We start from the raw sequence: 24910 nt of genomic DNA on the forward strand, positions 1-24910 counted from the left end.
GTACGACGGCGATAGAGCCCGAAGCGCCCCGCTCACCCTTCACGGGTGGGCGGGGCGCTTTGGCGTCTAGGTGCCGTCGCAGGCCTAGGGGGGACAATGCCTACGACGGCACTTGCGAGCGTAGGTCCGCTCTTACCCGCGCGCCACCGGAATCGCTCCGCAAGCTCGGTGCCCGACGGGTGGTGGATGCTCTGGACCAGGGGCGAGCCCCGACATCGACCTTCGAACCATGACTGACGAGACGATCACACGCGCGAGTTCGGCACCGAGCTCCACCGCTGGCCGAAGACGATCCGGGCCTGGCTCCGCGCCACCTATCCCCGCAGCGGGGACTACCACCAGCAGCCCTAGCACCTCAGCCGCGAGCAGGCCGACGCCGTCCGCGCGTACTTCGGCACGCGATAGACCGTGCAGCGTCGCTGGGGCGTCGCTCGCACCTGGGCGGGCCTCCAGGTCGGCATGTGACTCGGGCAACGTTTAGATTGTTCACTGACGTGGAAGACAACGAGGTTCGAGTACGTTACCCTGTAACGAGATCGGTGACAGCGCCCAGATGCACGTGGAGTACGACAGCAACGATCTCGAGCGTCTGTGTACCGACGAGAAGGAGATGAAGCGCGAGCGCTCAGACCTAGTTAAGAAGCTGCCGCTACGCATCAAGGCGCTGGAGGAGGCGCAGTCAGTCTCCCACCTGAAGGAACACGACCCGCTCGGGCACTGGCATCAGCTAACCGGGGACTGGGAAGGGCACTGGGCAGGGAGTGTGTCCAAAAACCATCGAATCATCATTCGCCCCGAGGGTGTCGCACGCGACGCACTCGGGGAAGCAGTGTTTGTAACCGTCGTCGAAGCCGGCTATGACTATCATTAAGGGAGGGCCTAGCGATGAGTACTACTAACTACGCCGTTGCCCCTGGCGCTTACCTCGAAGAATGGCTCGAAGACGAGGGCCTCTCGCAGGGCCAGGCTGCCGCAATGCTTGGGTACAGCCGCAAGCAGGTCAACGAAATTGTGAATGGTCGTGCCCCGATTACCCCTGACGCGGCAACTCGACTCGGACGTGTAACTCCAATCCCGGCCGAGTCCTGGCTTCTCCACGAGGCGAAGTATCGCTCCGATCGAGCCCGAATTCTCGATGAAGAGCGCCTAGCGGAGCATGCGGGCGAGATTCACGCCAACGCTGCAGCATACTTGCGTGAAATTGGTTTCACGCAAGCTACAAAGCGCAGCCCTGGCAATCTGGTCTCCGATTTTCTCGCTTTTCACCGATTCGGCACGTGGGAGGCGTATCAGGAGTCACACGAGGTCGAGACCACGGGTGAGTGGGCCCTGGCCGCCCTGAAGGAGAGCAAGTCCCTGGTCGACCAGACACTACTCACTACCTGGCTGCGCGCCGGTGAGATGACCGAAGCATTCGAGCTCGGTCAGACTTGCACGTACGACTCCGAAAAGCTGGAATCCATGCTCCCGGAACTTCGGGAACGAGCGGCGCGTCCTGACGACACATTACTCAAAGACTTGAACTCGATGCTCTTGCAAGCCGGCGTCATCTATCTGATGGTGAAGCCACCGCAGCGCTTCCCCCTTTATGGTGTAACGCGCTGGATCAATGGGCGGATCCCGGTCATTCAGCAAACCGGTCGTAGATGCGGTGACGGATTCGTAATCTGGACTTTCTTCCACGAAATCGGCCACCTCTTGCACGACCCGCGAGGTGAATTGCATCTAGAGTTTCAGAAGGAGTCTCAGCGAAACAGCGCGGCCGAGAAGCGCGCCAATGCGTTCGCCTTCGAGACTCTCTTTGGAGACGAAGGCCTTGCCCCCTTCAAGGGGCTCACGTACAGCAGCCAGATTGCGCGCGTGGCAAAGCAGGTAGGAGTTTCGCCTGGTACGGCAGTGCACCAGCTTCACCGCAAGCGACTTCTTCACTACACCTACTGCAACGACCTGACCGTGAATCTGGAAGGCACCTTCTCCTGAGGGTTATCTCGAACGATGTCGTACTCGCGTGACAGCCTCACCTCATGCCCGGCATCTTCATGGACGTCCCCACCTGGGACCACGAGCGGCAGCGCCTCCGCAACCGGGGCCGCCCTTCGCGGGCACACTGGGTTCATGGTGAGAGCACGCAAACCGACCCAGTTCTTGCATGAAGCGGAGCCGAACACAGTCTTCCGCCTCCCTGTCGTGGCGTACGACCTTCAAGGAGCGAGCGAGGCGAGCGGGCTGTCGAGGACCACCCTCCAGACCGCGATCCAGCGAGGCGATCTCGTTGCTCGCTACTACAACACGAAGCCGCTGATTCTCGCTGACGAGCTCTACTCGTTCGTCGCTCATCTGCCGACGGAGTCGTCTCGGCACCGTCCTACATCGATCTACGCCCGCGAGTACGACTAGCCGACTGGCCCCGGCGGTCTCTACCGTCGGCGTCATGAGCCGGCACCCTTGGCGATCGCACTGGAGCGCCACACCTACTCCCCGAGCGGTGAGCGACGCAGCAACGAGGTGACCATGGTCCGCGTCCCGATCAACGACGAACCTCGCATGCTGAGTGCGAAGGAGGTCGCCGATCGTCTCCAGGTCGAGACGACCTGGGTCACCAGGCAGGCATCCGACGGGCTCCTGCCGGGGTTCCGGCTGGGCAAGCGCTGGCGGTTCGATCCGATCGAGATCGCCGACTGGCTGGTTGCGCGGCAGAACCGTCTCGTCCCCGAAGCCCCGCCCATGCGTCGGCGCTTCGCCGACTACCCCATGAGGCCGGTCGACCTCGACCCACCAGCATCGATCGACCTGCGAGACCACCTCACATCGGACCAGGTCGCCGACGCCATCCGCGTCCCGGTCGGCGCAGTGCGCGGATGGATCCAGTCCGGTCTCCTGCCCGGATACCACGTCAGCCGCAAGTGGTTCGTAGCGCCAGCGGTGTACGACGAGATGGTCGAGATCCTGCGCGACGGAGAACGGCTTGCCCTACTAGCAGTTGGCGGCGCGCGCACGGGATGGGCCCGCGACTGCCTCGAGAGCGAGATGCTCGACCGCCGCAACGGCTTCCTGCACCTCACCCCCGAGAGTCACCGACGCGGCGGTGGACCCCCGATTCGGTGGGTCAACCGGCGTTCCCAGCGATCGCGGCCGTCCGAGTAGGAAGCGCGGCACCCCACGCCTTGGCGACAGCGTTCGCCGCAGCCGCGCGCTCCTCCTCGCGCACGTGGCGGTAGATCGCGGTGACCTCGGCGGACGAGTGCCCGACGATCTCACCCACGAGTTGCGCGTCGCCGTGGGTCGCCTCCATGAGGACCGTGACGGCGGTGTGCCGGGCCCAGTGGCCCGTCATGGTGGTCCCGCCGGGCACGGCGTGCTCCGCGGAGATGAGGCCCGCCGCGACCAGCAGTTCGCGCCACTCCTGACCATCGACCTTTGGGCTGATCGGCCGACCGTTGCCGTCGTGCCACACGAGGCCGTGGGGGTTCGGCTGGTCGGCGGTAAGCGCGAGGTGTGCCCGGATCATCTCGGCGAGCTGCGGGATCAGGGGCGTCACGCGTCCGGTCTTCGACTTCGGTCGCGTCAGGTGCCAGCGCCCGTCGACCTGGCGCATCTCGAAGTCGTCGGGGATGACCCACTGTGCGCTCGGGCAGAGGGCTGCTCGCACGCGCCCGCACATCCCGCCGCAGCCGTGACGGCGGGAGAGTTCCTCGAGCTTCCAGTTGACCGCGTAGTAGCCCATCAACGCCTCGTCGCCCGCAACCCCGAGGTCGAGGTCGGCGATCGAGGCTCCGAGCACCTCGGTCTGGCGCGCCCCGGTGAGCATCTTGAACCACCAGCGGGCACCTCTACCGTCGGGCAGCTCGGCGGCGACCTCGAGGAGGCGGATCGCTTGGGCGGTCGTGAACGCGCCGCGCTTCGCAGCGACGGCGGTCGACCGTCGAGCCTTGGGCGCGGGAGCGTCATCGGCGACGTTCGTCCGGCAGAGGCGATCCTTCCGCGCGGCGTCGAGCATGAGGCGAATGACGACGTGCGATTGCCGCGCGGTAGAGGTCGCGAGCCCCTTATCCATGATCGCCGTGCGCACCGCGGCGACGTCGGAAGGCTTGAGGGCCGCGACCTTGATCGAGCCGATTGCGGGGAGCACGTGTCGGCGCACGAGGCTGGCGTAGGTCGAATACGTCTTCGGGTCGATGTCGCGCTGCGCCAGGGCTAGCCAGCGTGGGGCCCACTGCTCGACCGTCACCTTCTTGTCGATCGGTGCGCCGTACTCCGCGATCTCCTCGCGGGCGGCGTCCATCTTGTCGCGAGCGCCCTTCTGCGTCCGTGACGTGGCGGACCAGACGAGCGGCTTGCCCGTCTCGGGGTCACGTCCGTAGGTGACGGTGGCTCGCCAGAGCTTGCCGTCGCGGATCCGGTACAGGCCGCCGTCGCCGTGGCTACGCTTCTTCGGCATCGCGTCTCCCCGCGTCTCCCTGAGTGCGGTGCACACAACGGTGCACACATGTTCGTGCGGGTGCGAGTCCCGACTATGCGGACACCCTACCGTCGCTAGGCCCGGAATACCGCCGATCTGACGGGCGTCTTGCGGGACGCCGACACTCTCATCCTACCTCGAGCATCTGACTACGGATCAGAAGGTTGGGGGTTCGAGTCCCTCCGGGCGCGCTCGTTGAGACAGCGAGTAGATCGGCCCCAGTGCTAGGGAAACCAGGCACTGGGGCCGATCTGCATCTCAGGTCTGACAGGCGTTGGTGCACACGGTGGTGCACACATCGCGCCCGGAGCGTCGTCGACACCCGCGGGGCGCAAGATCGGTACGATTGAGGCAAGAACGACACGTGGCCGGAGGTGAGCAAGATGCTGGTGAAGGACAAGGCGCGACAGGACGCCCGCGAGGTTCTCGATGAGACCTGGAGCGCGGGGTACCCGGTCGACCCTGAGCGCATCGCTACCCACCTCGGCATCATCGTGCGTCGGACCTACCTCGAAGACGGAGTCTCCGGCCTCCTCCGGGTCGAGCCTGGGCGAGACGCCGAGATCTTCGTCAGCGCAACCGACACCGAGCAGCGCCAGCGGTTCACGATCGCCCACGAGCTTGGTCACTACTGGGAGCGAACCAGCCGTGGCGACACCGACTTCAACATCGTCGAGCGTCGCGGCGGGAAGTACGACCTGCACGAGTTCTACGCTGACGAGTTCGCGGGCGCACTCCTGATGCCCGAGCACCAGGTCCGAGACCTCGTGAACGGAGGTGCGGGTCTAGCGAGGCTTGTCAGGGAGTTCGACCTCTCTGTCCCGGCCGTACGCAAGCGGCTCGACAACCTCGCCATCAAGCTGTGAGCGCAGGCGAACCGTCCGCCAAGGAACTCGCTGCGGCGCAAGGCGCGACCGTCGATCAGCTCGACAAGCCTTCTGCCGCCGAGGTCAACGACAAGACCGCGAACCGCATCCTCAACGCTGAGGCGGATCGTCAAGATCAAGCCAACAAGTTGCGGGAGCGCTTCTTCTGGTCCGTGACCGGTGCCATGTCCTTCGCGTTGGTGTCGTCAGTCCTGGTCATGGGTGCCTACATCTGGTCCGAGTTCGGCGACGTGCAGATACAGGTGATGATCGCCTGGCTCTCTGCCACGGTGGTCGAGACGATCGGGCTTGCCTACATCATCGCGAACTACCTGTTCCCGAAGGACAGTCAGAAGGGCGACTCGGCACCGAGCGCGACGATCGCGCCCGAGTAGTCATGCCACCTCCGGGGGCGCGGAGTGCTCGCATCACGTGCGGCACGAAGCACGTCGATCAGGTTGTCGTCGTACTCGTGCGCCGCGGCCGAGTCGAGCAAGACCATGAGGCGTCGTCCACTCGCGTCCTCGCTCATCCCGAGGTGCTCGGCCGAGAAGGGCACGCCCGACTGCATGATGTCGCGGGCGTGGTCGAGGATCTCGTAGTCGATCCGCGCGAGACGATCGGGGACGCACCGCCAGCACTTCCCGGTCTCCATCTTGATCTCGGTGATCCGTCGTCCGTCGTCCGGCGTGAGGCCGACCTTGGCGAGCACCGCGGCCTCGAGCTCGTCGTAGGCGGCCTGCTCGTCGTCGTTGGTCGGCAGCGGCGCGGCGAGGTAGCGGCGCTGCGCCTCGCTCTCGTGTGTCGTGGTCATGGCGGGCACGCTACGACCACCCACTGACACGGTCCCCAGTGGTGGGCTTGGCGGGGCGATCGGATGTTCGGATCTCCTCAGCATGTCCCCCACCATCCCCAGTTGTGCGGTAGAGTTGACGCACTAGACACCAGCCCCCTCTGATGACTTCGCGTCGTCAAGGGGCTGGTTTTCTTTGTAGCCTCTACGTCGTGAAGAACTTCCGTACCTATGCCGAGTTGATCGACATCATGAAGGATCGCGGACTGGCTATCTACGATGACGAAGCAGCCGACGCAGCCCTTCGTAGGTACGGGTATCACCGTCTCGGCGGGTACCGGTACCCATTCCGCCAGTTGCTTCCGCCTCACCTCGTAGATCGAGACGCCAGATCGTTCCGCCTGGATGACTACATGCCTGGTGCGTCTCTCGATCACGTTATGGAGCTCTATTCCTTCGATGACAAGCTGCGACTCGTGTGCCTTGGCGGAGTGCTCGATTTCGAGGTTCGCTTACGCGCAACGATGGCTCATGTCCTGGCAGAGCGATCCCCAGTGGCGCACCTACGCCGAGACCACCTCGACCCGACCGCATGTGACCGGCCGGCTCACGGAGGCAGCTCGACCAAGCTCCGCGCGTGGCAGGACAAGGCGCGCAAGGCCGTCGAGGACGCGCGACCTGCCGACGACTACCTCATCCATCTACAGAAGGTCGAACCCCTCGCCGATACCCCGATCTGGTCGTTCGTCGAGGTTGTCAACTGCGGCTCCCTCCCGTTCCTCCTCGACCTGATGCTCATCGAGGACAAGCGCGCGGTCGCCAGTGCCTTCGGGGTCAACAAGCCAGCTCAGTTCATCACCTTTGCGCGGAGCATCAGCGATCTGCGGAACGTGTGCGCACACGGCTCGCGCCTCTTCAACCGGTCGATGAAGCGCGACATCAAGATCCGGCGGCAGAGTGGAGTTGGGCCGCTGATGACCCACCTCCTTGACCGCGAGGATGGCTCCAGGAGGGTCTACCCGGTGATGGCGTCCTTGGCCTACATGCTACGGAGCCACCGAGACGGAACGAATTGGCACATGACGGCGAAGACTCAGGTCCGGAAGCTGCCCACGGTAGAGCTGTCCAAGGGGGCGTCGCCACTGTTCACGCCTGAGTCGTCCATGGGCTTCCCGGACAACTGGGAGGACCTCGACCTATGGAACATGTGAACGAGTCGACTCGCTTGCTCACAGCAGACGAGGTCGTCGCCCTGTTGGGCGGCGACCTCAAGCCCGAGACGATCGTCGGGTGGGCTCGCGCAGGGAAAATCGGGTCGGTGAAGATCGGCCGCCAACGCCGATTCACGCAGCAGGACGTGGACCGCTTCATTGAGGTAAACCACCAGGATCAGTCCGACTTCGGACGATCTCGTGGGCCGCTGCAGCAGACGCCTCGTTCGCGCGCGTCGAACCGTAAGCCGTACCGCGCCCCCTAACTTGCCGGTCGCACGACGCGAAGGAAGGTGCCGCGGCGCTGGTGGTGCTGCTGCCAGTAGACGACGAGGCCCGCCGTCACGCCCAGCTCCTTCGCGAGCGCCCCCGGGTGTGACCCGACGATCTCCTCGGCCATGCGGTAGTCGTCGGGCTTGATGAGGACGCCGGCCGCCCAGATATCGGCGGCGCGCTCGTCCGCCGCGGCGTCGTGGCGGGTGCCCCAGTCGTGACCAAGGGCAACGTGGCCGAGCTCGTGCGCGAGCGTCATGCGCTGCGTCAGGTAGCCCTTCCTCGGGTTGATCACGATCACGCCGCCGGAGCGGACCTCGCCTGATCGGCGACCGAGGTCGCGGTAGACGACGTGCCAGCCCATCTCCTCGGCCAGGGCTACGAGCTCGGGGTCCAAGGTGCCTCCTGTCAGGGGTCGACCTGCTGCGCTTCGGCCTCCGCGTCGTCGTCGACATCCCGCGCAGCCATCACGTAACCATCCGGCTCCGACATCGGCACGGGTGCTGGGCCTGCCGCCAAGATGGGGTCCTCCTCCGTCGGCTGCCGGTAGACGCTGGTGACGCGGATCGCAGAACGATGCGCCTCGCCGACCACCCCGTTGAAGTCGAAGGCGTCAACATCTCGATCGGGCCCGGGCCAGTACCGCACTTCGACGCGCGTCTCGACGCCCTCGACGTCCGTGTCGACACTCACGCCCACGACGAGCGAGCGCCCCTTCGCGTCTACCTCGCGCCGCAAGGTCGTCCAGGTTCCGCCGGACGGTTCGGGTCGCGCCGCAACGTGCGGGCGCTTCCCATCCCTGTTGGTCGCCGGCCGGCGCACCGCCACCGGCTCAACGTCGTCATCTGTGGCCTCGAGCAGCGCCTCGGTACTCCCAACCTTCCACCCGAGCGACCGGTCGATGTCCTCCATCGTTCGGCGCTGTATCCGTCGGGTTAGACCGTGCTCGATCTTCGACTGCGTCGTGGTGGACGGCCCACCGAGAGCGGCCACCTCGTCCTGCGAGAAACCCAGCTCGGCGCGGCGGCTACGGAGGTAGCGACCCAGCCTGGCGATGTTCTGTTCCATGGCCGCCAGCCTGCCAGATTTGCTCGGCAAACATTGGTGAGGCTCGGCGAACATCGCCGTTATGCCGTCCCGCTCTGGCCCCCGCCTTTGGCCAACTACCAACGTTTGCCCGTTCGGATCGTTGCATCACGCGATGTTTGCTGTACGGTGAAGCCATGCCAGCAATGCTTGCTCAGTCGAGCACCTTCACCCCGGCGAGGTCCGCCCGGCAGGACCGAACGCCACCCCACCTCTCCCTCCGCGCACTGCGGTCTGCTCTCGACCTGACGCTCGAGCAGGTCAGCCTCCGGATCACCGAGCACTTCCCGGAGATGGTCGTCAGCCGCGGCTCGCTCTCGGCGATCGAGTCAGGAGCGCGCGGCGCATCTGACCTGATGCTGCGAGCGCTTGAGCGTGCATACGGGCTCCCGGAGGACTCCCTCACCACGGACTACTCCCCCAGGGTCAGAGGGGACGGCGAGCCGCAGTGACAGCCGCCCCTACGCCCATCCCCCAGCAGGACCGGTTCTGGAAGTCTCAGCCGGACGACGTCGCACACGTCTGCGTGGCCGCGGTCATGCAAGCCGACAGCGTCAACGAGGTCATCACGATCCTCGCCAACGCGCTGCCGGACTGGACCCCTCGCGCTGCGCCCGCTACGGGCGTTCGATCTGGAACCGCCGCGGCGATGACGCCGTCCGGGCTGACCTGTACAAGCTCCTGCCGGCCGCGATCAGCGACACCCCCTTCCGTGGGCGCGAACCATCCGGGCACGCCGACGCAGTCGCCCGCCGAGCCGTCCACAACGCCGACCACCGCTAGACCCCGTCTTCCTGAGCCCCGACGCCACCTGGCGGTCGGGGCTTTCGCGTCCCAGAAAGGAACCACCGATGTCCCGTGAGTACGGACACACCCTTCTCGCCGAGAAGGCCTACACGGTCGCGATGACCGAGCTGCCGCCGTCGTCCCTGATCTGGCGCACCCGCGACTCCCTGCAGGACTGGGAGATCTGGACGGCCGAGGCCGTGATCGACGCGGTCGACCAGCCCGACGGCCTCGACCTTCTCGCGCACTACGACCACACCTGGAAGCCCGAGGGCTGGCTCGCCGACCCGGAGGAGCGAGCGGCGTGGATCGAGCGCTTCGGCGACGACAAGTTCTTCTGGCCCAAGACCGGCCACCTGTTCAAGTCGCGCTCCTCAGCGGTTCGTCTGGCACGGCTGCTCGAGTCCTACGGCGCGGTCGCCGAGGTCCTGACGACCGAGGTCGTGTGGGAGACGGACGAGACCCGCCGCGAGCGCCGCGACAAGGCGAAGCGCGACGCCCGCGCCGCCAAGCTCCGCGACGAGCTCGCCGCTCTCGAGGCCGAGAAGTGAGCGCCCCCGCGATCCGGTGGACGCCCCGAGCGCACCGCCTCGCCAACGCCGCTGGCTGGGCCGCCCTCGCCGCCCTCGGTGCGCTCCTCGGCTTCGTCGTCGCGGTGTGGCTCGCATGAGCGTCACGCGCATCGACGGCTGGCCCGGAGCGATGACCGTGCAGACCGCCGCGCTTTACCTCGACTGCTCCTCGCGCACCGTCGAGGGCCTGCAGGAGAAGGGCGACCTCATCCCCATCGACACCGGGTTCGGGAAGCGGTTCACCAAGGCCGAGCTCGACCGGTTCCTCGACGCCCGCCCCGAGTGGTCCCGATGACCCCGGGCAAGACGAACGCCCCCAGCTTGACCGATCGCGCCAACGACCGGGCTGGGGGCGTCATCACGAGTCGCGCCAACGACTCGACGAACAACAGCAGTGCCGACCTGAGAGAAGGAACCGCAATGGCCATAGTGCCAGCAAACCCCGCCGACGTCATCCCGACGCCTACCTCGTTCTACTCGGACGGCGAGTGGAAGCAGCAGGGCCTACGCGTCGTCGGGCCCATGTTCTTCGTGGACCTCGAGAAGGACGGACTGCCGTCGTCGATCCGGACCAAGGACGCGCACGTCGATCGGCTCGCTATCGAGACCTCGCCTGACCACCTCACGCTCCTGACTTTCAGCGAGCAGGAGGATGACGACGCTCCCCTCACCTTGACCGAGGCGGAGAGTTTCGCTCGCGCGATCCTGGCCGCCGTAGCCGCGGTCCGCGCTCACGCGGCGGAGGTGTCGCGATGAGCAAGATCGCCCCCGTCGCCTGCCAGCCCTGGTGCCGTGATGGCCAGGGGCACACGGGCGAGGCCCACGTTGACGACCAGTGGTGCATGTCCCCTGACGTCTGGATCAACCTCGCGCCCGCGAACACCTTCGAGGGCTACCCGAGCGAGCTGCTCTCCGGGCGCGAGCGCCTCGCGGTCACGGCCACCCGTCGCACTCACGTCTACCGTGGCCGGCCGGTCGTCCAGATCTGGGCCGAGGATCGTGACATCGAACTGTGGCTCTCCGCGGAGGACGCACGCGCCTTGGCTGACGAGCTCGTCGCCGCCGCCCGCCTCATCGAGGAGGCGCGTCGATGACCGCCCCCGACGTCTCGGAGGAGCAGTTCAACAGGTTCCTCGACAGCCTCCGCCCCCACAAGCCGTGGTGCGACACGACCCTCTGCTACGACGACGGTGACTCCATCGGGCACTACGGGGTGGCGACGCCTATCGAGTTCGGCTCGGACGAGGACCCGGTGGGCGACCGCTGGCGGATGCCTGCCGACGGCCCGACTCTCGCCTTCCCGCTGAACATCGGGGTCCCGGCAGTCTCCGTCGTCGTGGGCGGGAACGCCGGCTTCGAGGGCAACGACTACATGACTCCGTCCGAGGCGCGAGCCTTCGCCGCTCAGATCGTCGCTGCCGCCGACGCCGTAGAGGGTGTCGGCGCTGGACGGGGGGACGTTCAGTGACTGCCGTCGCGACCGGAACCGTGCACTACGACTGGTGCTCGGACTCGTGCCACCGCGTAGTGCTGTCCGACGGGAGCGAGGGATGGGTGCACGTCTCCAAGGCCCGGGTGTGGGCGGACGACGACGGCAACGCGGGCAGCGCGTGGGCTGTCCGCTTCCGGGAGGACTGGACTGAGGCCGAGGGGCCGACCGAGGTCCGGATCGAAGCTCCCGAATCGATGGCCGTCAACGTCGCCGCGCAGTTCGGACACTGGCTCTACCTGACCTGCATGGACCTCACGGAGGAGACGTTCCCCGCCCCGCCGGAGACGGCCTGCCCGGACTTCTGCACCACCCAGGACGACCCCGACCACCAGTGGGACTACACCGGGTTCGTCCAGAAGCGTGTGCGCCTCCATCGGGGCGTCATCGGCAAGACCTGGCGGAAGCAGTACGAGTGGCTCTCCGCCGACGGCCGCGCCTCCCTCGGTCACCGCAGCGTCGGGGGCGGGTCCGATGAGCGCCACGATCCCCGACCTCACCTTCCCCTCGGCGTGCGTCGACGACTACACGACCCCCTTCTCCACCTACTCCGACACCTACGTCGTCAGCACCACCCTCCTCGACGAGGACTGCGACGGCATGACCGACCGGAGCCGCCTCGCGGACGTGCTGAGCGCCCTCACCGGGATCAACGTCCTCCTCGCCTCGACCCTGGTCGACCACGCGATGACGGTCCTGCGGGACAGGGGCGTCGCCGTGCGAACCGGCACCTACTCGCGGTGGCGAACCGGCGCACAAGGCAGGCGGGAAGGCATCGGTCCCGTCCTCCTCATCGACACGGCATCCGCCGAATCCATCATCCGCATGACCTACGCCGGGATCACGGCGCTCGAGCAGGAGGCACCGCAGTGAACACCGCACTCGCACGCAACTCCGACCCGACCACCTCGCACCTCGCGGGCGACAAGGTCGACGTCACCACCCACCGCGGCCAGGTGCTCGCGATCCTGACCCAGGGCGGAGCCCTCACCCACGAGGAGCTCGTCGCCGCCCACCAGCGCCGCCAGCGCGAGCACGGGTGGAAGCCCGCCTCGCCGCAGTCCATCCGTTCCCGATGCTCCGAGCTCGAGCGCGCCGGCGAGGTCGAACGCGTCGCGGACCGTCTCGGTCGCTCCTCCATGGGGAACGCCGCTCACTACTGGAAGGCCGTGGCCCGATGAAGATCCACCCCAGTGACCGCAAGGTCGAGAAGTGCATGCGTTGCCGTCGTCGGTACCGGGGCCACGGCGAGTGGAACCTCCAGTACGACCTCGGCCGCGAAGTCGGCGTCCTGTGCCCTGACTGCCAGACGCCCGAGGAGAACGCCGAAGCCGTCATTAACGAGGCCACCATCGACTACGCCAAGACGGTCGAGATGACCGAGGGCGAGTTCGTCGTACGCGACCTGATCCGACGGTCCGAGGAGGCCGCCGGGAAGGTGGCTAGAGCCGCTGTCGCGGCCGGGGATCGCGACCTCCGCCACGACGACGTCATCCGCGAGGTGAAGGACGGCCTGCCCGCGCGCTACCCCGGCACCATCACGCAGCGAGACGACATGATCCGGCGGATCGTCACCGACGTGCTCTCGGGCGACCTCTACGAGGACGCCCCGTGAGTCGCGAGCGAGAGAACTACCGCCAGACCGCCAAGGCGTGGCTCGTCGAGCAGCGCCGACGCATCGACAACGGCGAGGACATCGACACCTCGACCATCCCGACGCCGACCAGCACCCAGGAAGGAACCGCCATGGCCTGCCCGATCACGGTCGACCTGAACACGCACATCATCGTGGCCCACGACAAGCTCCCCGAGGTCGCCGTCACGGGCTCCGTCGCGACCGCGACCTTCCCGGACGGGCACGAGTTGCCCTTCCGCGTGGGAGACGAGCAGTCGGCTTACGACCTCGCGCTAGCGGCCCTGGCCGTGATGATGCACCGGCACGCCGAGGAGACCCGCATCGGCGGGAACGAGTTCATCCTCGCCGCCTTGTTCGAGAAGCTCGGCCGCGACGTCGACAGAGACCTCATCCGTGGACTCGCCGAGGCCGGCGTCACCGCGCCCCGCAGCATCCTCGAGGAGGCGTCCTAGGGATGCCCCGTGATTTCGCCCGCTGGAACGTGAGCGCCAGCACGGACGACGACTGGCGCGCGCTCCCCTACCCAGCCCAGTGGCTCTACAAGACGCTCTGGGACCACCCCCGCCTGTCCTACTGCGGGGTCGTGGACTGGCGGCCGGGACGCCTCGCGGCGGCGGCGGCGGGGCTGGACGCCGACTCCGTCCGGACCCTTGCCGCCTGCCTCGAGGCTCGACTGTTCATCGTCATCGACGAGGACACGGAGGAATGCCTCGTGCGGTCCTGGGCACGGTTCGACGGCCTCATGCGTCAGCCCAGAATGGCCGTCTCCTTCACGAAGGCATACGCCGCCGTCGATTCCGCCACGATCCGCGGCGTGCTCGTTCATGAGGCGAACAAGATCCGGACGCGAGAACCGCACCTCGCCGGGTGGAACAACCCGGCAGTGGCGGAGGTGCTCGAGCGACCCGTCATCGACCCTCGGTCGCGCACTCTCCCCGAGGACCCTTTCGGTACTGGCTTCGGTCCCGTTTCGGTCCCGTTTGGGCCTAGCGCAACTTCACCTTTGGGTCTCGTTTCGGTGGCACCTACTCCTACTCCCTCTCCTACTCCAACTCCGTCTCCGAGCGTTCGTCCCGATGGCATCCGGACCGAGTCGGACGGTGAGGAGCACGACGACGAGACGCCGTCGAGGAGGAAGCCGGAGAGGCCGCTGCCGAAGTCCTGGGCCCCGAACGCGGCGCACTACAAGCTCGCGCTCGAAAAGCGCACCGATATCGACGAGCAGGTCGTCGCATTCCGTAACCACGCGGAAGCCAACGACCGGCGGATGCGCGATTGGGACGCCACATTCCGCACCTGGCTCAACAAGTCCAAGCCCACCGCCACCCAGAAGGCGACCAGCTCCGTCTGGGACGCCGCACCAACGAGAGGACAGCCGTGACCGACCTGCTCGACCCGAGCGCCCTCGACCGGGCCGTGATCCACGACCCGCACGCGGAGAAGGTGCTGCTGGGGCTGTGCATGACCCGTGGGCGTCGCGTCGCCCACGACCTCACGCTAAACCCCGCCGACTTCTACACCCCGGCACACGAGCAGCTCTACGGGCTCATCCAGCGCCTCGCCGGAGAGGGCAAGCCGACCGACCTCGCGACGATCAACGCCAACCTGGCGAGCGTCGACCAGATCCACCGCGGACTAATCACCGCACCGCTGCTCATCGAGTGCGAGGAGGTAGCCCTCGGTGCCGACGGGTCTGTGGCCTACTACTCCCGCCTCGTGGCGGACTACGCCACACGCCGGCACCTCTCCACCGCGGCCGTCAAGATCTCCCAGCTCGCTCGCGGCGAAGGCGAGGTCGGTGAACTGGTCGAGATGGCGCGGGGCCTCATCGACGGGACGCGCAGCAGCATCGTCTCCGACATCGTGCTCCTCGGCGACGACTACGACGAGTTCGTCGCAGGGCTCGATCGCGAGACCCGCACAGTCCCGACGCCATGGCCGGGCCTCACGAAGATCATTAGCGGATGGGCACCCGGTGGCCTGTACGTCATCGCGGCCCGACCCTCGATCGGCAAGACGATCGTCGGGCTGCAGGTCGCCCTCTGGCTGACCCGTCACGGGTACGTCTCGTTCACCTCGCTCGAGATGACCAGGAGGGAGTTGCAGCAGCGAGCGACGGCCTACATCGCGCAGGTGCAGCTCGGCGCGCTCAAGGGACGCTCGCCCTGGAACCCCGAACTCACGGTGGTCGATCGCGAACGGATCGCCGAGAACACCGACACCATGAAAGCCCTCCGGCTCGCCGTGAACGACTCCCCCGGCGCGACGGTCAACTCGATCCGCTCGCACGCCCGAAGCGTCTCCCGCCTGGGCAAGCTCTCGGCCGTCGTCGTCGACTACCTCGGCCTACTGTCGGCGACCCCGGGCGATCGCCGCTCCCGGTACGAGATGGTCACGGAGTGGTCGCGCCACCTCAAGACGCTCGCCATGGAGATGCAGGTCCCCGTGATCGTCCTCGCGCAGCTCAACCGAGGCTCCACCCAGCGCGCCGACGGCCGCCCCCAACTCTCCGACCTGCGCGACTCGGGATCTGTGGAGCAGGACGCTGACGTCGTCATGCTCCTTCACGCCGAGGACCCCGCGGACCGTAACGTCGACATGGGGATCGCGAAGAACCGGCAGGGCGTCCTCGGACGAGTCGAGTTCACCAAGCGCGGCGAGACAGCCGAGTTCGCCGAACGCCACGCCATGCCGAACGACGGGTGGGGATGACCCACCAGCACCACCAGGCGACCCGGGACTCCGGGCGTCAACCACCGAGAAGGGAAGCGCAGTGACCGAGCAGACCAGCCCCGAGCCCGTCCAGCAGATCAACGCCCTCGTCGTCCACATCAGCGGCCGGCCCGACGTCGAGACCACCCGCACGGCCGCGGCCATCGGCCGTGACGAGACCGTCGGCGACGTCGTCGACCGTCTCCTGCAGGCCCACGGCACCACCTTCCGAGGGAGCCACCTCGAGATCCGCCTCACCGAGGGCAAGAAGCTCGACTGGGCCACGCACGCCCAGGACTGACCCCGTTCCCCGCACGCCCCCGTCGACCACCCCGGTCGGCGGGGGCTTCGTCATCCCCGGAGACACACATGACCACGACCACGTGCGACTACGGCTGCACCATCTACGGCCAGCACTACTCCGACTGCGACGGCAGAGACGAGATCCGCGAGTGCCGCGGATGCCTCCCGCGCCCCGCCGAGCGCGACCTGCGGCTCTGCTTCGCCTGCGTCAACAAGACGCGCAACGCGCTCGCGGCTGTCCCCGGCGTCGTGTCCTGGCTGCGCCACGTCGCCGACCTAGCAAAGCCGCCCTCCTCTGCCCGCCTCAGCGACGACATCGTCGCCACCACCGACCCCTCGCACTCCACCGTGCTGCACCCCGCCTGGCTCGACGCCGACGAGCTCGAGTCCGTCATCGACTCCTGGATCAGCGTCATCCGAGCCGAGCACCCCAACCGGCGCAACATGGCCGGCCCCAACACCGACACCTTCCCCGGCAGCGCCAACCTGTGGATCGACACCCACTGGATCTACCTCGCCATGACCGACCACGCCGCTGACTTCCGAGGGCAGATCGTCGGTCACGTCGCCACCCTGCGACACCGCTACCCCGAGCCCGACAGCGCGGCACCCGCACGTCCCGTCAACAAGCCGTGCCCCCGGTGCGAGCACCTCACCCTCGTCCACCAGCCCATCCGCTACCAGGGCGACGAGACACGCATCGAGTGCACCAACGACGACTGCGCCGCCGTCCTCAACGACGACGAGGTCACCCTCATCCACTACAACGCCCCCACGGAGGCAGCATGAGCAAGCGCGCAACGGTTCGCGCCTCGTCCTGGTCCACGTTCTGCCTCGCCTGCGGCACGAAGTACGGAGACGACTGCTCCAGCGAGGTTGAGGCGAACGCCATCGCGGCCGAGTACCCCTACTGCTCCGGTTGCGAGGAGGCGTGGCTCCAGCAGCAACGCGAGCAGCGCGAGGCTTTTCGGTGACCGACGACCGCGACAAGTGGCTCCCGATAGCTGACGCCGCCCGCCAGTTCCGCATCCTCCCCGACACCATCCGCACCTGGGCCCGACGAGGCGTCGTCCGCTCCCACCGACACCGTGGACGCGTCGCCGTCCACACCGACGACGTCGCCGCAGCCGAACACGAATGGCGCACCCGAGGCAAGATCACAGGCCGGCGAGGACGCCTCGGCAGCAACTCTGGCCGCGAGTCGTAGCAACAACTGCCAGAAACTGTCGTATGCTCATCCCCGGGAGTCCTATGCCCTCAACTGGCAGCAGGGCTCCCATCGTCGTCTCCGGACGACACTCGCCGAACGGCGAACCTGTCCCGCTGGCGAAACTGGCAGACGCGCTGGTCTCAGGAACCAGTGCCCACGGGCGTCCGGGTTCGACTCCCGGGCGGGACACCCGAGCGCGACGTCGGGCGGCTTGCCGGAGCCCAGCGCACACGACGACGTCGCCGGAGCCGGCACCCCTCCGCAGCGCGCGCCCCCGGGCGAGCGCAGGGTGCCACCTACTTCGGTGGGGCGCGTCAACACGGTCCCGGCACACCACGCATCGGCGAACGCCGTGAAGGCCGCTTGGGGAGTTTCACGCCGGGTCCTTTCGCTCCCTGCAGCAGCGCGTCCTGCGCGCCCCACCGTCGACCCACCCGAGGACCCGATGCCGAGCAACGTGCGCTACGCCAACGGTCACCGACGCCGCGAACTCCGAGCCCGCAAACTCGCGGCCGGCGGCTACTGCCCCTGGCCCGACTGCCCCTGGCCACACGAATACCTAGGGGCCGGTCTCGTCGAAGACATCCGGCAACGCGTTCCAGTCAAACCACAACACGACCCGCACTACCCCGAAGTCGACGAGATCATCCCCGTCAGCCGAGGCGGTGATCCGGTCGCAGCAGACAACACCCGTCTGCTGCACCGAAGACGATGGTGCAACCAGCAGCGCGGGGCCGGGCGGACCCCAACTCGCAACGCACCTCGACCAACCATCATTGCGTCCCCAGGGTGGGGGCCATCCGCCACCACGGACACACCCCCACCCCCACCCCCTCCCCCCAAGGGGACGGCGACCCCGGGGGATAGCGCCTTTCACACACAGAGCTCGGAGGTCCTGCCGATGGACCGCAAGGCCGTGCTCGAGGAGACGCTGGACCTGCTCATGAGCGGGCTGCGAGACGAGGCGAAGGGGCCTGCACGGGCTCCTCTCGCTGCTCAAATCCGCGCTGTGTCCGCTGACCTTGCCGCCTTGTCGGCCGATGAGGGCAAGGCGGGTGATCCGGTTGACGAGCTCGCAGCCCGTCGCGCTGCTCGGGGAGGCGCGACCGCGCGTCTTGGTCGAGCCACAGGGGGCCAGGGCTAACTCGTGGGAGGACGTTGCTGACCTGTCGGCTACGGCGGGCATCGTCCTGGACGGCTGGCAGGAGACCATCCTGCGGGCCTCGATGGGTGAGCGTCGGGACGCGACATGGGCGGCCAAGCGCGTCGGTGTGACGGTCCCTCGCCAGAACGGCAAGTCGCAGCTGCTCGTCTCGAGGGCGCTCGCAGGCGCTCTGCTGTTCGGTGAGAAGAAAATCGTCATCTCTGCGCACCAGCAGGACACGGCGCGTGAGGCGTTCTCGAAGCTCATGGAGATCGTCGAGGCCGACGCGAACGGGTGGCTGCGCGAGCGCGTGAAGTCGGTCATGAACGCGCTAAACCGCGAGTCGATCAAGTTCACGAACGGCGCGACGATCCAGTTCAAGGCTCGCTCAGGCGCTGGGGGCAAGGGCTTCTCGTCCGACTGCCTCATGCTCGACGAGGCGCAGATCCTCGGGTCGCGCGCCTGGACGTCAATCAACTCGACGATGTCGGCGATGCCAAACCCGCAGGTGTGGCTCCTTGGGACGGCTCCACAGGACGAGGACGACTCGACGGTGTTCGAGTCGGTCCGTGCGGCGGCGATCGAGGGGAAGTCGTCGTCTGCCGCCTGGTGCGAGTGGGGCGCGGACGTCACGTCGCCCGAGTACGCGGCTGCGCGGGCGGATCTCGCGGCACGGCGCTGGTCGTCGGCGGTGGAGTACCTGTGCTGGTCGGCGAACCCGGCGTGGAACGCGCGCATGAACGTCGATGTCGTGACCGGTGAGTGCGAGACCTACGCCCCAGAGCGCTTCGCTCAGGACCGCCTGGGGATCTGGTCCGCCACCGGTGGCGGGACGCGTGCCATCAGCGCTGACCTGTGGCGAGACCGTGAGGTCGGGGCCGCGCCGGTCGGGACGATCTCGTACGGCGTGGCGTTCAGCATGGACGGCACCCGGGTCTCACTCGCTGGCGCTCGGAAGCACGACGGCGGTGTGCACGGCGAGCTCATCGACGCGATGACCGGCCCGCTCGAGGCGGAATCGCGGCGCTGGCTGACTGGCTGGCCGGCTGCTGGCGGGACACGGCGCAGATCGTGATCTCGGGCGCTGCTGGTGCGGCGACGCTGAAGCAGGCGCTGCGGGAGCGGGGCGTGCCGGAGAAGGTGCTGCGCATCGCGTCGACGGGCGACTACACGGCCTCCTGCGCGATGCTGCACGACGCCATCAGGGACGAGACGTTCACGCACCTGGCGCACGAGGGCCAGGCCGTGCTCGATGACTCGGTCGCGGTGAGTGACATGAAGCGGCGGGGGACGTCGGGGGCGTGGGGCTGGGAGGCCACCATTCCTGACGGTGACGAGACCCCGCTCGAGGCAGTCAGCCTCGCGGTGTGGGGTGCGAAGACGACGAGGCGGAAGCCCGGACAGAAGCAGAGGGCGGTGATTCGCAGATGAGGCTGCCCATTGAGGGACTCTCGGACGAGGCGCAGGAGGCGGTCTCGCTGCTGCTTGGGCAGCTCGCGGAGAAGCGTTCGATCAACAAGACGCGGCAGAACTATTTCGAGGCTGCGCAGAAGACGAAGCACTTCGGGATCGCGGTTCCGCCGCACATGGTGGAGTTCGAGACGACGCTGTCGTGGGGCGAGGGCGCGTGTACTCACCTGAACGACCGGATCAACCTCGAGGGCTTCGAGATCCCGGACTCGGACGTCCTGCCGCTGAACCTGTCGCGGATCATCCGGCAGAACAAGCTGCTGGCCGAGTCCACGATGGCGCACCTCGAGGCGCAGAAGTACGGGCCGGCGTTCACAATGGCGCTGGCGGGGTATGCGGGTGAGCCTGACGTGGTCGTGCGGTCGCTGTCGGCTCGCGTGACGACGGGCGAGTGGAACCCGAACTCGCGGCGGCTGACGAAGATCCTGACCGTGACCGGTGCCAAGTGGGGTCGCGTGACGGAGATGATCTACGCCGACGACGAGATGGTCTACACGATCGCAGAGGGCGACCGCGGCGGACTCACGGTGGTCCACTCGGCCGGCGTTCCGATGTGCCCTGGCACGCTGCTCCCGTTTCGGCCCGATCTGGACAACCCGTTCGGTCGCTCACGGCTCTCGCACCCGGTGATGCGTGCGATCGACCGGGCACAGCGGACGCTGCTCCGGTCGGAGATCACGGCCGAGTTCTTCTCGGCCCCGCAGCGGTACCTGCTGGGCGCTGACGAGGACATCTTCACGGACGAGGACGGCAAGCCGATCCCGACGTGGGACGCGCTGATCGGGCGCATCAGTGCGATCGGTCGCGACGAGGAGGGCCAGGTCCCGTCGGTCTACACGGCCCCTCAGGTGTCGATGCAGCCGCACACGGACATGAGCCGGCACGACGCGGCGATCTTCTCGTCGCTGGTGAACGTGCCGGTGAGCGTGCTCGGCGTGGTCCAGGACAACCCGGACTCGGCCGAGGCGATGGAGGTCCGCTGGGACGCGCTGAACAAGGTCGCGGAGCGGGCGCACGTGTCGTTCGGAGCGGGATGGGTAGAGACGCTGCAGAAGGCCGTGATGATCCGCGACGGTCTTGACGATCCGCCGGAGGAACTCGACGAGCTGGAGTCGAAGTGGCGTCCGGCGTCCATGCCGACTCGTGCCGCGATGGCGGACGCGGCGACGAAGGAGATCGGGGCAATCCCGTGGGTGGCTGAGACGGAGGAGGCGCTTCGGATGTTCGGTCACGACCGGGCTACGCGGAAGCGGATGCTCGCCGACCGGCGTCGCGCTCAGGGTGGTGCCCGTATCGGAGCGCTCGCGGCGGCGGGACGAGGTTTGCTCCCCGTCGCCGCGGGCTCGCCAGGCGCGGCGGAGTAGCCCGTGGTTCCCGCTCCTCTGGTTGCGGAGCTGCGGGCCGCTCAGCAGGGCCTGGTTCGGCTGACGGACGCGGACATCACCGAGTTCTTTCGGTCAATGGACCTGCGCCGACCGGAGCAGACCCGCGATCTGCTGATCGAGTTCGTCGCGCTGCTCGTCGCGCAGAACGGTCTGGCGGGTGCTGCTGCAGCGGCGGACTGGTTCGAGGAGGCGCGGGAGGCGGAGCGGGTGCCGGGCACGTACCGTGCCGGGCCTGCCGACCTCGCGCTTGAGGACGACGTCGAGTCGGCCGTGCGCTACTCGGCTGGCCACCTGTGGTCGCCGACGCCTGAGCTCATGCTGCCGTCGATGCTCAAGGAGGTCTCGAAGCTGGTGCTTGCGCCGGCTCGGGAGACGGTCGTGCGGTCGTCCGAGGACGACCGCCGAGCAGTTGGCTGGCAGCGCGTGACGCGTGCTGGGTCGTGCAAGTTCTGCCGGATGCTCGCCTCGCGGGGCGCGGTGTACCGGGAGCGCACGGTCGACTTCGCGGCGCACGGCTTCTGCGGCTGCGCCGCGATCCCGTCGTGGGACCAGGACGCCCCCGAGGTCGACGTCCGCGCCTACTCAGCGTCGGCGCGCACCGCGGGCATGACGCCTACCCAGAGGGCCGCGCACGACGCGCGCGTGCGCCGCTACGTCGCCCAGATGGACGACCCCGCCGACCGTACGTAGGTCGAACCACACGCTTCCTGCCGCACGGCAGGGGACCACTGATCCGCCTACCGCGTCGGCCCGCATGGGCCGCCGTGGCGATCCCGCACGGGAGGAACCACCAGATGAGCCGCACCACGATCACCCAGACGCGCACCGACCGCGACGGCCTGGCCGTCATCGGTCGCACGCTGCACGACCTGCGCGGCATCCGCTTCGCCGAGGGCGAGGGCGGCGCTGCGCCGGCCGACCCCGCGGCCCCAGCGGACCCTGCCGCCCCCGGTGACCCCGCAGCTCCCGCCGAGCCCGCCGCCCCCGCAGAGACGGACTGGAAGGCGGAGGCGCGCAAGTGGGAGGCGCGGGCCAAGGAGAACTCCACGGCAGCTGCACGGCTGGCTGAGTTCGAGGAGGCCGGCAAGACCGAGGCGCAGAAGGTCGCTGACCGTCTCGCCGCGGCGGAGAAGGAGCGCGACGACCTCAAGGCCGAGCGCGATTCCCTCGCCAGCGAGAGGCAGATCGCGACGTGGAAGGCCGCCGTGTCGAAGGACACCGGCGTCCCCGTCGAGGTGCTGTCGGGCACCACCGAGGAGACGATCAAGGCGCACGCCGAGCTCGTCAAGCCGCTCATCAAGACGAAGCCCGAGCCGCCCCGCTCCCCCGCACTCTCGCGGGCGAACGGAGGCGAGGGCATCACCCCCACCACTTCCCCGGCCTCGGCACCCTGCGGGCTGCCTACGCCGACACCTCCCGTTAGGAGCCATCATGGCTGTCACTCTCGCTCAGGCAGCGCTGCTGTCGGAGACCCAGCTCCAGCGCGGCGTCGTCGAGACGTTCGTCCAGGAGTCGTCCATCCTCGACCGGCTGCCCCTCATGAACATCGAGGGCAACGCCTACGCCTACAACCGTGAGGCGACGCTTCCCGGCGTCGCGTTCCGGTCGGTCAACGAGGCGTACACCGAGTCGACCGGCACCGTCGTGCAGGCGACCGAGTCGCTCGTCATCCTCGGTGGCGACGCCGACGTGGACCGCTTCATCGTCCAGACCCGTGGCGACCTCAACGACCAGCGGGCGATCCAGACCCGTCTCAAGGTCAAGGCCGCGTCCTACAAGTTCCAGGACGCGTTCTTCAACGGCGACGTCGCGGTCGACCCGAAGGGCTTCGACGGACTCAAGAAGCGCCTCACCGGTGCCCAGGTCATCGACGCCGCCACCAACGGCCTCGGTCCGGTCGCCGGCGGCCACGACTTCTTCGACGCGCTCGACGCGCTCATCGGAGCGGTCCCCGGCCTCGAGGGCAGCAACGGCGCGATCTACGCCAACCGCGCCGTCCAGGCCCGCATCATCTCGAGCCTGCGCCGTCTCGGCGGTGCCGACTTCGTGAACGAGTCGCTCACGAACAAGCGCGTCCTCACCTACAACGGCATCCCCGTCCTCGACCCCGGCCTCACCGCCGCGGGTGCGGCTGTCCTGCCGCTGACCGAGACGCAGGGCACCTCGACCGCCTCGTCCTCGATCTACGCCGTCCGCTTCGGCGAGGACGAGACCGACCAGGGCGTCACTGGCCTCACCAACGGCGGCGTCCAGGTCGACGACCTGGGCCAGCTGCAGGAGAAGCCGGCCTACCGCACCCGCATCGAGTTCTACTGCGGGCTCGCGACGTTCGGGGGCCGAGCCGCCGCTCGCCTCCGTGGCATCACCGCCTCCTGATCGAAGGGAACCCTCATGGCTACCACCACGAGCAAGACCACGCTGGACGCGGACGTCACCAAGCCGTCGAACACGGCCCCCGGTGACGGCCCGGCCGACACGACCGACCCGACCGAGACGGCCGTGTCTGTCACTCCGCAGCCGAACGACGAGGCGATGAAGGTCGGGACCGTCAACGCGGTCAAGCCCGGCCCGAAGGTCACGCGACCGCGTGTCGACAAGTCGAAGAGTCGCGTCGAGACCTACGACGCGGTCCGCCCCGACGGGACGGTCGTGACCGTCACGCACGACATCGACACGGGCGAGACGTCGACTGCCGAGAAGTGACCTCTCGAGGCCCGACTCGCCACCCCGCGAGTCGGGTCTCGCAGGCCCGCAGCACACTCATGAGCGGAACCGGAGGCCACTGATGACGACTCCCTACGCGACCGTCGAAGACCTTCGCGACGTTTGGCCGGCGCTCTCGTCAGACGCTGCACAGGTGACTCGGGCGCAGGCGCTCCTCCGGGACGCAACCGCGAGGATCGACGCCTACGGCCCCGCTGAGCGACTCGTTCCAACAGGTCCCGGCGTTGCTACCTCGACCCGGAGCGAGGCCGATCTCGCGATCCGGCGGATGATCTGTCGCGAGATGGTCTTGAACGTCCTGGCGAACGACGGCACCCCCGGCGTCACGAACGAGACCTCAAGTCGGTCTCTTGGGCCGTTCAGCGAGTCGCGGACGTTCACGTTCGACGCCCCTGGGCGGACGCTCACTCTGACGAGGGAGCACAAACGACTCCTCCGCCCCCGACGTCAGCGCGCGTACTCCGTCAGTCTCTACCCCCGACCGGTGAACAGGCGGGGGAGACCCTGATGCTCGACGTCATCGTCGCCTCTGGACAGCCGCTCTACCCCGAGCTCAACGTCCAACGCCTCGAATCGTGGATGACGCCCCACGTCGTCTGGGTTCGAGACCTCCTCTCTCGAGGCGGGATGGGATCGCAGTACCTCGCAAGGCGGGACGTTCGAGGCTTTGCCAGCGACGAGCAGAAGGTGGTCAAGACGGCGACGGGCGTCGAGGTCATCTCCTCCGGCGCGGTGACGGTCGACTTCGACGAGCAGATCCCGATTGGGTCGCTCGTGACGGTCTGGCCCGG

General features: G+C 67.7%; 37 protein-coding genes and 1 tRNA gene. 33 read left to right on the plus strand and 5 right to left on the minus strand.

What is annotated here, in order from left to right; all coding sequences use genetic code 11:
* Positions 1-553: 553 nt before the first annotated feature.
* The 3 genes from QQK22_RS17550 (at position 554) to QQK22_RS17560 (ending at position 3144) form a co-directional block, all read left to right on the plus strand.
* Positions 554-871: a type II toxin-antitoxin system RelE/ParE family toxin gene (locus tag QQK22_RS17550; protein ID WP_284252335.1), complete on the plus strand. Its 318-nt coding sequence runs from the start codon at positions 554-556 to the stop codon at positions 869-871.
* A 14-nt stretch (positions 872-885) separates the two neighbouring features.
* Positions 886-1980: a helix-turn-helix domain-containing protein gene (locus tag QQK22_RS17555; RefSeq protein ID WP_284252874.1), complete on the plus strand. Its 1095-nt coding sequence runs from the start codon at positions 886-888 to the stop codon at positions 1978-1980.
* A gap of 465 nt (positions 1981-2445) precedes the next feature.
* Positions 2446-3144 carry a helix-turn-helix domain-containing protein gene (locus tag QQK22_RS17560; RefSeq protein WP_284252329.1) on the plus strand — a complete coding sequence of 233 codons (699 nt, stop codon included), beginning with the start codon at positions 2446-2448 and terminating at the stop codon, positions 3142-3144.
* On the opposite strand, the gene QQK22_RS17565 is transcribed toward QQK22_RS17560, so the two are convergent.
* Positions 3107-4438: a tyrosine-type recombinase/integrase gene (locus QQK22_RS17565; protein ID WP_284252327.1), complete on the minus strand. Its 1332-nt coding sequence runs from the start codon at positions 4436-4438 to the stop codon at positions 3107-3109. The genes QQK22_RS17560 and QQK22_RS17565 overlap by 38 nt on opposite strands.
* A 404-nt stretch (positions 4439-4842) precedes the next feature.
* Between QQK22_RS17565 and QQK22_RS17570 the strand changes: the two genes are divergently transcribed.
* Both QQK22_RS17570 and QQK22_RS17575 read left to right on the plus strand, forming a co-directional pair.
* On the plus strand, positions 4843-5325 hold the full coding sequence (locus QQK22_RS17570; RefSeq protein WP_284252822.1) for an ImmA/IrrE family metallo-endopeptidase: 483 nt from the start codon (positions 4843-4845) through the stop codon (positions 5323-5325).
* Positions 5322-5720: a hypothetical protein gene (locus QQK22_RS17575; RefSeq protein WP_284252423.1), complete on the plus strand. Its 399-nt coding sequence runs from the start codon at positions 5322-5324 to the stop codon at positions 5718-5720. The genes QQK22_RS17570 and QQK22_RS17575 overlap by 4 nt, the downstream gene beginning before the upstream one ends.
* Here the strand turns inward: QQK22_RS17575 and QQK22_RS17580 are convergent.
* A complete protein-coding gene (locus QQK22_RS17580; RefSeq protein ID WP_284252876.1) occupies positions 5675-6139 on the minus strand; it encodes a hypothetical protein in 465 nt (154 codons plus the stop codon). The two genes, QQK22_RS17575 and QQK22_RS17580, sit on opposite strands and share 46 nt — an antisense overlap.
* A gap of 191 nt (positions 6140-6330) precedes the next feature.
* On the opposite strand from QQK22_RS17580, the gene QQK22_RS17585 reads away from it, so the two are divergent.
* Positions 6331-7329, plus strand: a complete 999-nt coding sequence (locus tag QQK22_RS17585) for an Abi family protein (RefSeq protein WP_284252419.1) — start codon at positions 6331-6333, stop codon at positions 7327-7329.
* Complete coding sequence (locus QQK22_RS19035) at positions 7317-7595, plus strand: helix-turn-helix domain-containing protein (RefSeq protein WP_348525622.1); 279 nt, start codon at positions 7317-7319, stop codon at positions 7593-7595. Before QQK22_RS17585 ends, QQK22_RS19035 begins: the two co-directional genes overlap by 13 nt.
* Here QQK22_RS19035 and QQK22_RS17590 read toward each other — a convergent pair.
* The gene (locus QQK22_RS17590; protein ID WP_284252416.1) at positions 7592-7999 is read right to left on the minus strand and encodes an ImmA/IrrE family metallo-endopeptidase; all 408 of its coding nucleotides are present in this window, start codon (positions 7997-7999) and stop codon (positions 7592-7594) included. The genes QQK22_RS19035 and QQK22_RS17590 overlap by 4 nt on opposite strands.
* A gap of 11 nt (positions 8000-8010) precedes the next feature.
* Positions 8011-8670, minus strand: a complete 660-nt coding sequence (locus QQK22_RS17595) for a helix-turn-helix domain-containing protein (protein ID WP_284252414.1) — start codon at positions 8668-8670, stop codon at positions 8011-8013.
* Between the two features lie 155 nt (positions 8671-8825).
* Between QQK22_RS17595 and QQK22_RS17600 the strand changes: the two genes are divergently transcribed.
* The 17 genes from QQK22_RS17600 to QQK22_RS17680 all read left to right on the plus strand — a co-directional run bounded on the left by QQK22_RS17600 (position 8826) and on the right by QQK22_RS17680 (position 17585).
* On the plus strand, positions 8826-9140 hold the full coding sequence (locus QQK22_RS17600) for a helix-turn-helix domain-containing protein (protein ID WP_284252412.1): 315 nt from the start codon (positions 8826-8828) through the stop codon (positions 9138-9140).
* 399 nt (positions 9141-9539) lie between these two features.
* The gene (locus tag QQK22_RS17605; protein ID WP_284252409.1) at positions 9540-10025 is read left to right on the plus strand and encodes a hypothetical protein; all 486 of its coding nucleotides are present in this window, start codon (positions 9540-9542) and stop codon (positions 10023-10025) included.
* Complete coding sequence (locus QQK22_RS17610) at positions 10022-10144, plus strand: hypothetical protein (RefSeq protein ID WP_284252407.1); 123 nt, start codon at positions 10022-10024, stop codon at positions 10142-10144. Before QQK22_RS17605 ends, QQK22_RS17610 begins: the two co-directional genes overlap by 4 nt.
* Entirely contained in the window at positions 10141-10341 is a 201-nt protein-coding gene (locus QQK22_RS17615) for a helix-turn-helix domain-containing protein (protein WP_284252405.1), read from the plus strand. Before QQK22_RS17610 ends, QQK22_RS17615 begins: the two co-directional genes overlap by 4 nt.
* Positions 10338-10802 (plus strand): hypothetical protein, encoded by a 465-nt coding sequence (locus tag QQK22_RS17620; protein ID WP_284252403.1) that lies wholly within the window; start codon positions 10338-10340, stop codon positions 10800-10802. Before QQK22_RS17615 ends, QQK22_RS17620 begins: the two co-directional genes overlap by 4 nt.
* Entirely contained in the window at positions 10799-11140 is a 342-nt protein-coding gene (locus QQK22_RS17625) for a DUF6907 domain-containing protein (protein ID WP_284252401.1), read from the plus strand. The genes QQK22_RS17620 and QQK22_RS17625 overlap by 4 nt, the downstream gene beginning before the upstream one ends.
* On the plus strand, positions 11137-11514 hold the full coding sequence (locus tag QQK22_RS17630; RefSeq protein WP_284252878.1) for a hypothetical protein: 378 nt from the start codon (positions 11137-11139) through the stop codon (positions 11512-11514). The genes QQK22_RS17625 and QQK22_RS17630 overlap by 4 nt, the downstream gene beginning before the upstream one ends.
* Before the next feature lie 495 nt (positions 11515-12009).
* Complete coding sequence (locus tag QQK22_RS17635; protein WP_284252395.1) at positions 12010-12408, plus strand: hypothetical protein; 399 nt, start codon at positions 12010-12012, stop codon at positions 12406-12408.
* Positions 12405-12716: a hypothetical protein gene (locus QQK22_RS17640; protein WP_284252393.1), complete on the plus strand. Its 312-nt coding sequence runs from the start codon at positions 12405-12407 to the stop codon at positions 12714-12716. The genes QQK22_RS17635 and QQK22_RS17640 overlap by 4 nt, the downstream gene beginning before the upstream one ends.
* Entirely contained in the window at positions 12713-13150 is a 438-nt protein-coding gene (locus QQK22_RS17645) for a hypothetical protein (RefSeq protein ID WP_284252391.1), read from the plus strand. Before QQK22_RS17640 ends, QQK22_RS17645 begins: the two co-directional genes overlap by 4 nt.
* Positions 13147-13623 (plus strand): hypothetical protein, encoded by a 477-nt coding sequence (locus tag QQK22_RS17650; protein WP_284252389.1) that lies wholly within the window; start codon positions 13147-13149, stop codon positions 13621-13623. The genes QQK22_RS17645 and QQK22_RS17650 overlap by 4 nt, the downstream gene beginning before the upstream one ends.
* A gap of 2 nt (positions 13624-13625) precedes the next feature.
* Positions 13626-14552, plus strand: a complete 927-nt coding sequence (locus QQK22_RS17655; protein ID WP_284252387.1) for a hypothetical protein — start codon at positions 13626-13628, stop codon at positions 14550-14552.
* Positions 14549-15883, plus strand: a complete 1335-nt coding sequence (locus QQK22_RS17660; protein ID WP_284252386.1) for a replicative DNA helicase — start codon at positions 14549-14551, stop codon at positions 15881-15883. Before QQK22_RS17655 ends, QQK22_RS17660 begins: the two co-directional genes overlap by 4 nt.
* A 61-nt stretch (positions 15884-15944) precedes the next feature.
* A complete protein-coding gene (locus tag QQK22_RS17665) occupies positions 15945-16184 on the plus strand; it encodes a hypothetical protein (RefSeq protein ID WP_284252384.1) in 240 nt (79 codons plus the stop codon).
* A gap of 68 nt (positions 16185-16252) precedes the next feature.
* Entirely contained in the window at positions 16253-16975 is a 723-nt protein-coding gene (locus tag QQK22_RS17670) for a hypothetical protein (protein ID WP_284252382.1), read from the plus strand.
* Entirely contained in the window at positions 16972-17160 is a 189-nt protein-coding gene (locus QQK22_RS17675) for a hypothetical protein (protein WP_284252380.1), read from the plus strand. The genes QQK22_RS17670 and QQK22_RS17675 overlap by 4 nt, the downstream gene beginning before the upstream one ends.
* Before the next feature lie 343 nt (positions 17161-17503).
* Positions 17504-17585, plus strand: a tRNA-Leu gene (locus tag QQK22_RS17680).
* Positions 17586-17955: 370 nt separating this feature from the next.
* Here QQK22_RS17680 and QQK22_RS17685 read toward each other — a convergent pair.
* A complete protein-coding gene (locus QQK22_RS17685) occupies positions 17956-18099 on the minus strand; it encodes a hypothetical protein (RefSeq protein ID WP_284252378.1) in 144 nt (47 codons plus the stop codon).
* Between the two features lie 412 nt (positions 18100-18511).
* Between QQK22_RS17685 and QQK22_RS17690 the strand changes: the two genes are divergently transcribed.
* The 9 genes from QQK22_RS17690 to QQK22_RS17730 all read left to right on the plus strand — a co-directional run.
* Positions 18512-19615, plus strand: a complete 1104-nt coding sequence (locus QQK22_RS17690) for a terminase large subunit domain-containing protein (RefSeq protein ID WP_284252880.1) — start codon at positions 18512-18514, stop codon at positions 19613-19615.
* Entirely contained in the window at positions 19612-19971 is a 360-nt protein-coding gene (locus QQK22_RS17695; RefSeq protein ID WP_284252882.1) for a hypothetical protein, read from the plus strand. Before QQK22_RS17690 ends, QQK22_RS17695 begins: the two co-directional genes overlap by 4 nt.
* Positions 19968-21374 (plus strand): phage portal protein, encoded by a 1407-nt coding sequence (locus QQK22_RS17700; RefSeq protein WP_284252374.1) that lies wholly within the window; start codon positions 19968-19970, stop codon positions 21372-21374. The genes QQK22_RS17695 and QQK22_RS17700 overlap by 4 nt, the downstream gene beginning before the upstream one ends.
* Positions 21375-21377: 3 nt before the next feature.
* Entirely contained in the window at positions 21378-22085 is a 708-nt protein-coding gene (locus QQK22_RS17705) for a VG15 protein (RefSeq protein WP_284252371.1), read from the plus strand.
* Positions 22086-22189: 104 nt separating this feature from the next.
* Positions 22190-22972, plus strand: a complete 783-nt coding sequence (locus QQK22_RS17710) for a coiled-coil domain-containing protein (protein ID WP_284252884.1) — start codon at positions 22190-22192, stop codon at positions 22970-22972.
* On the plus strand, positions 22857-23771 hold the full coding sequence (locus tag QQK22_RS17715) for a major capsid protein (protein ID WP_284252890.1): 915 nt from the start codon (positions 22857-22859) through the stop codon (positions 23769-23771). The genes QQK22_RS17710 and QQK22_RS17715 overlap by 116 nt, the downstream gene beginning before the upstream one ends.
* 15 nt (positions 23772-23786) lie before the next feature.
* Positions 23787-24098, plus strand: a complete 312-nt coding sequence (locus QQK22_RS17720; RefSeq protein ID WP_284252365.1) for a hypothetical protein — start codon at positions 23787-23789, stop codon at positions 24096-24098.
* Positions 24099-24180: 82 nt separating this feature from the next.
* The gene (locus QQK22_RS17725; RefSeq protein ID WP_284252886.1) at positions 24181-24627 is read left to right on the plus strand and encodes a hypothetical protein; all 447 of its coding nucleotides are present in this window, start codon (positions 24181-24183) and stop codon (positions 24625-24627) included.
* Positions 24627-24910: hypothetical protein (locus QQK22_RS17730; protein ID WP_284252888.1), on the plus strand; the 284-nt coding region annotated here is incomplete at its 3' end. The genes QQK22_RS17725 and QQK22_RS17730, both read left to right, overlap by 1 nt.

This window comes from Litorihabitans aurantiacus (assembly GCF_030161595.1).
Taxonomy (GTDB): Bacteria; Actinomycetota; Actinomycetes; order Actinomycetales; family Beutenbergiaceae; genus Litorihabitans; species Litorihabitans aurantiacus.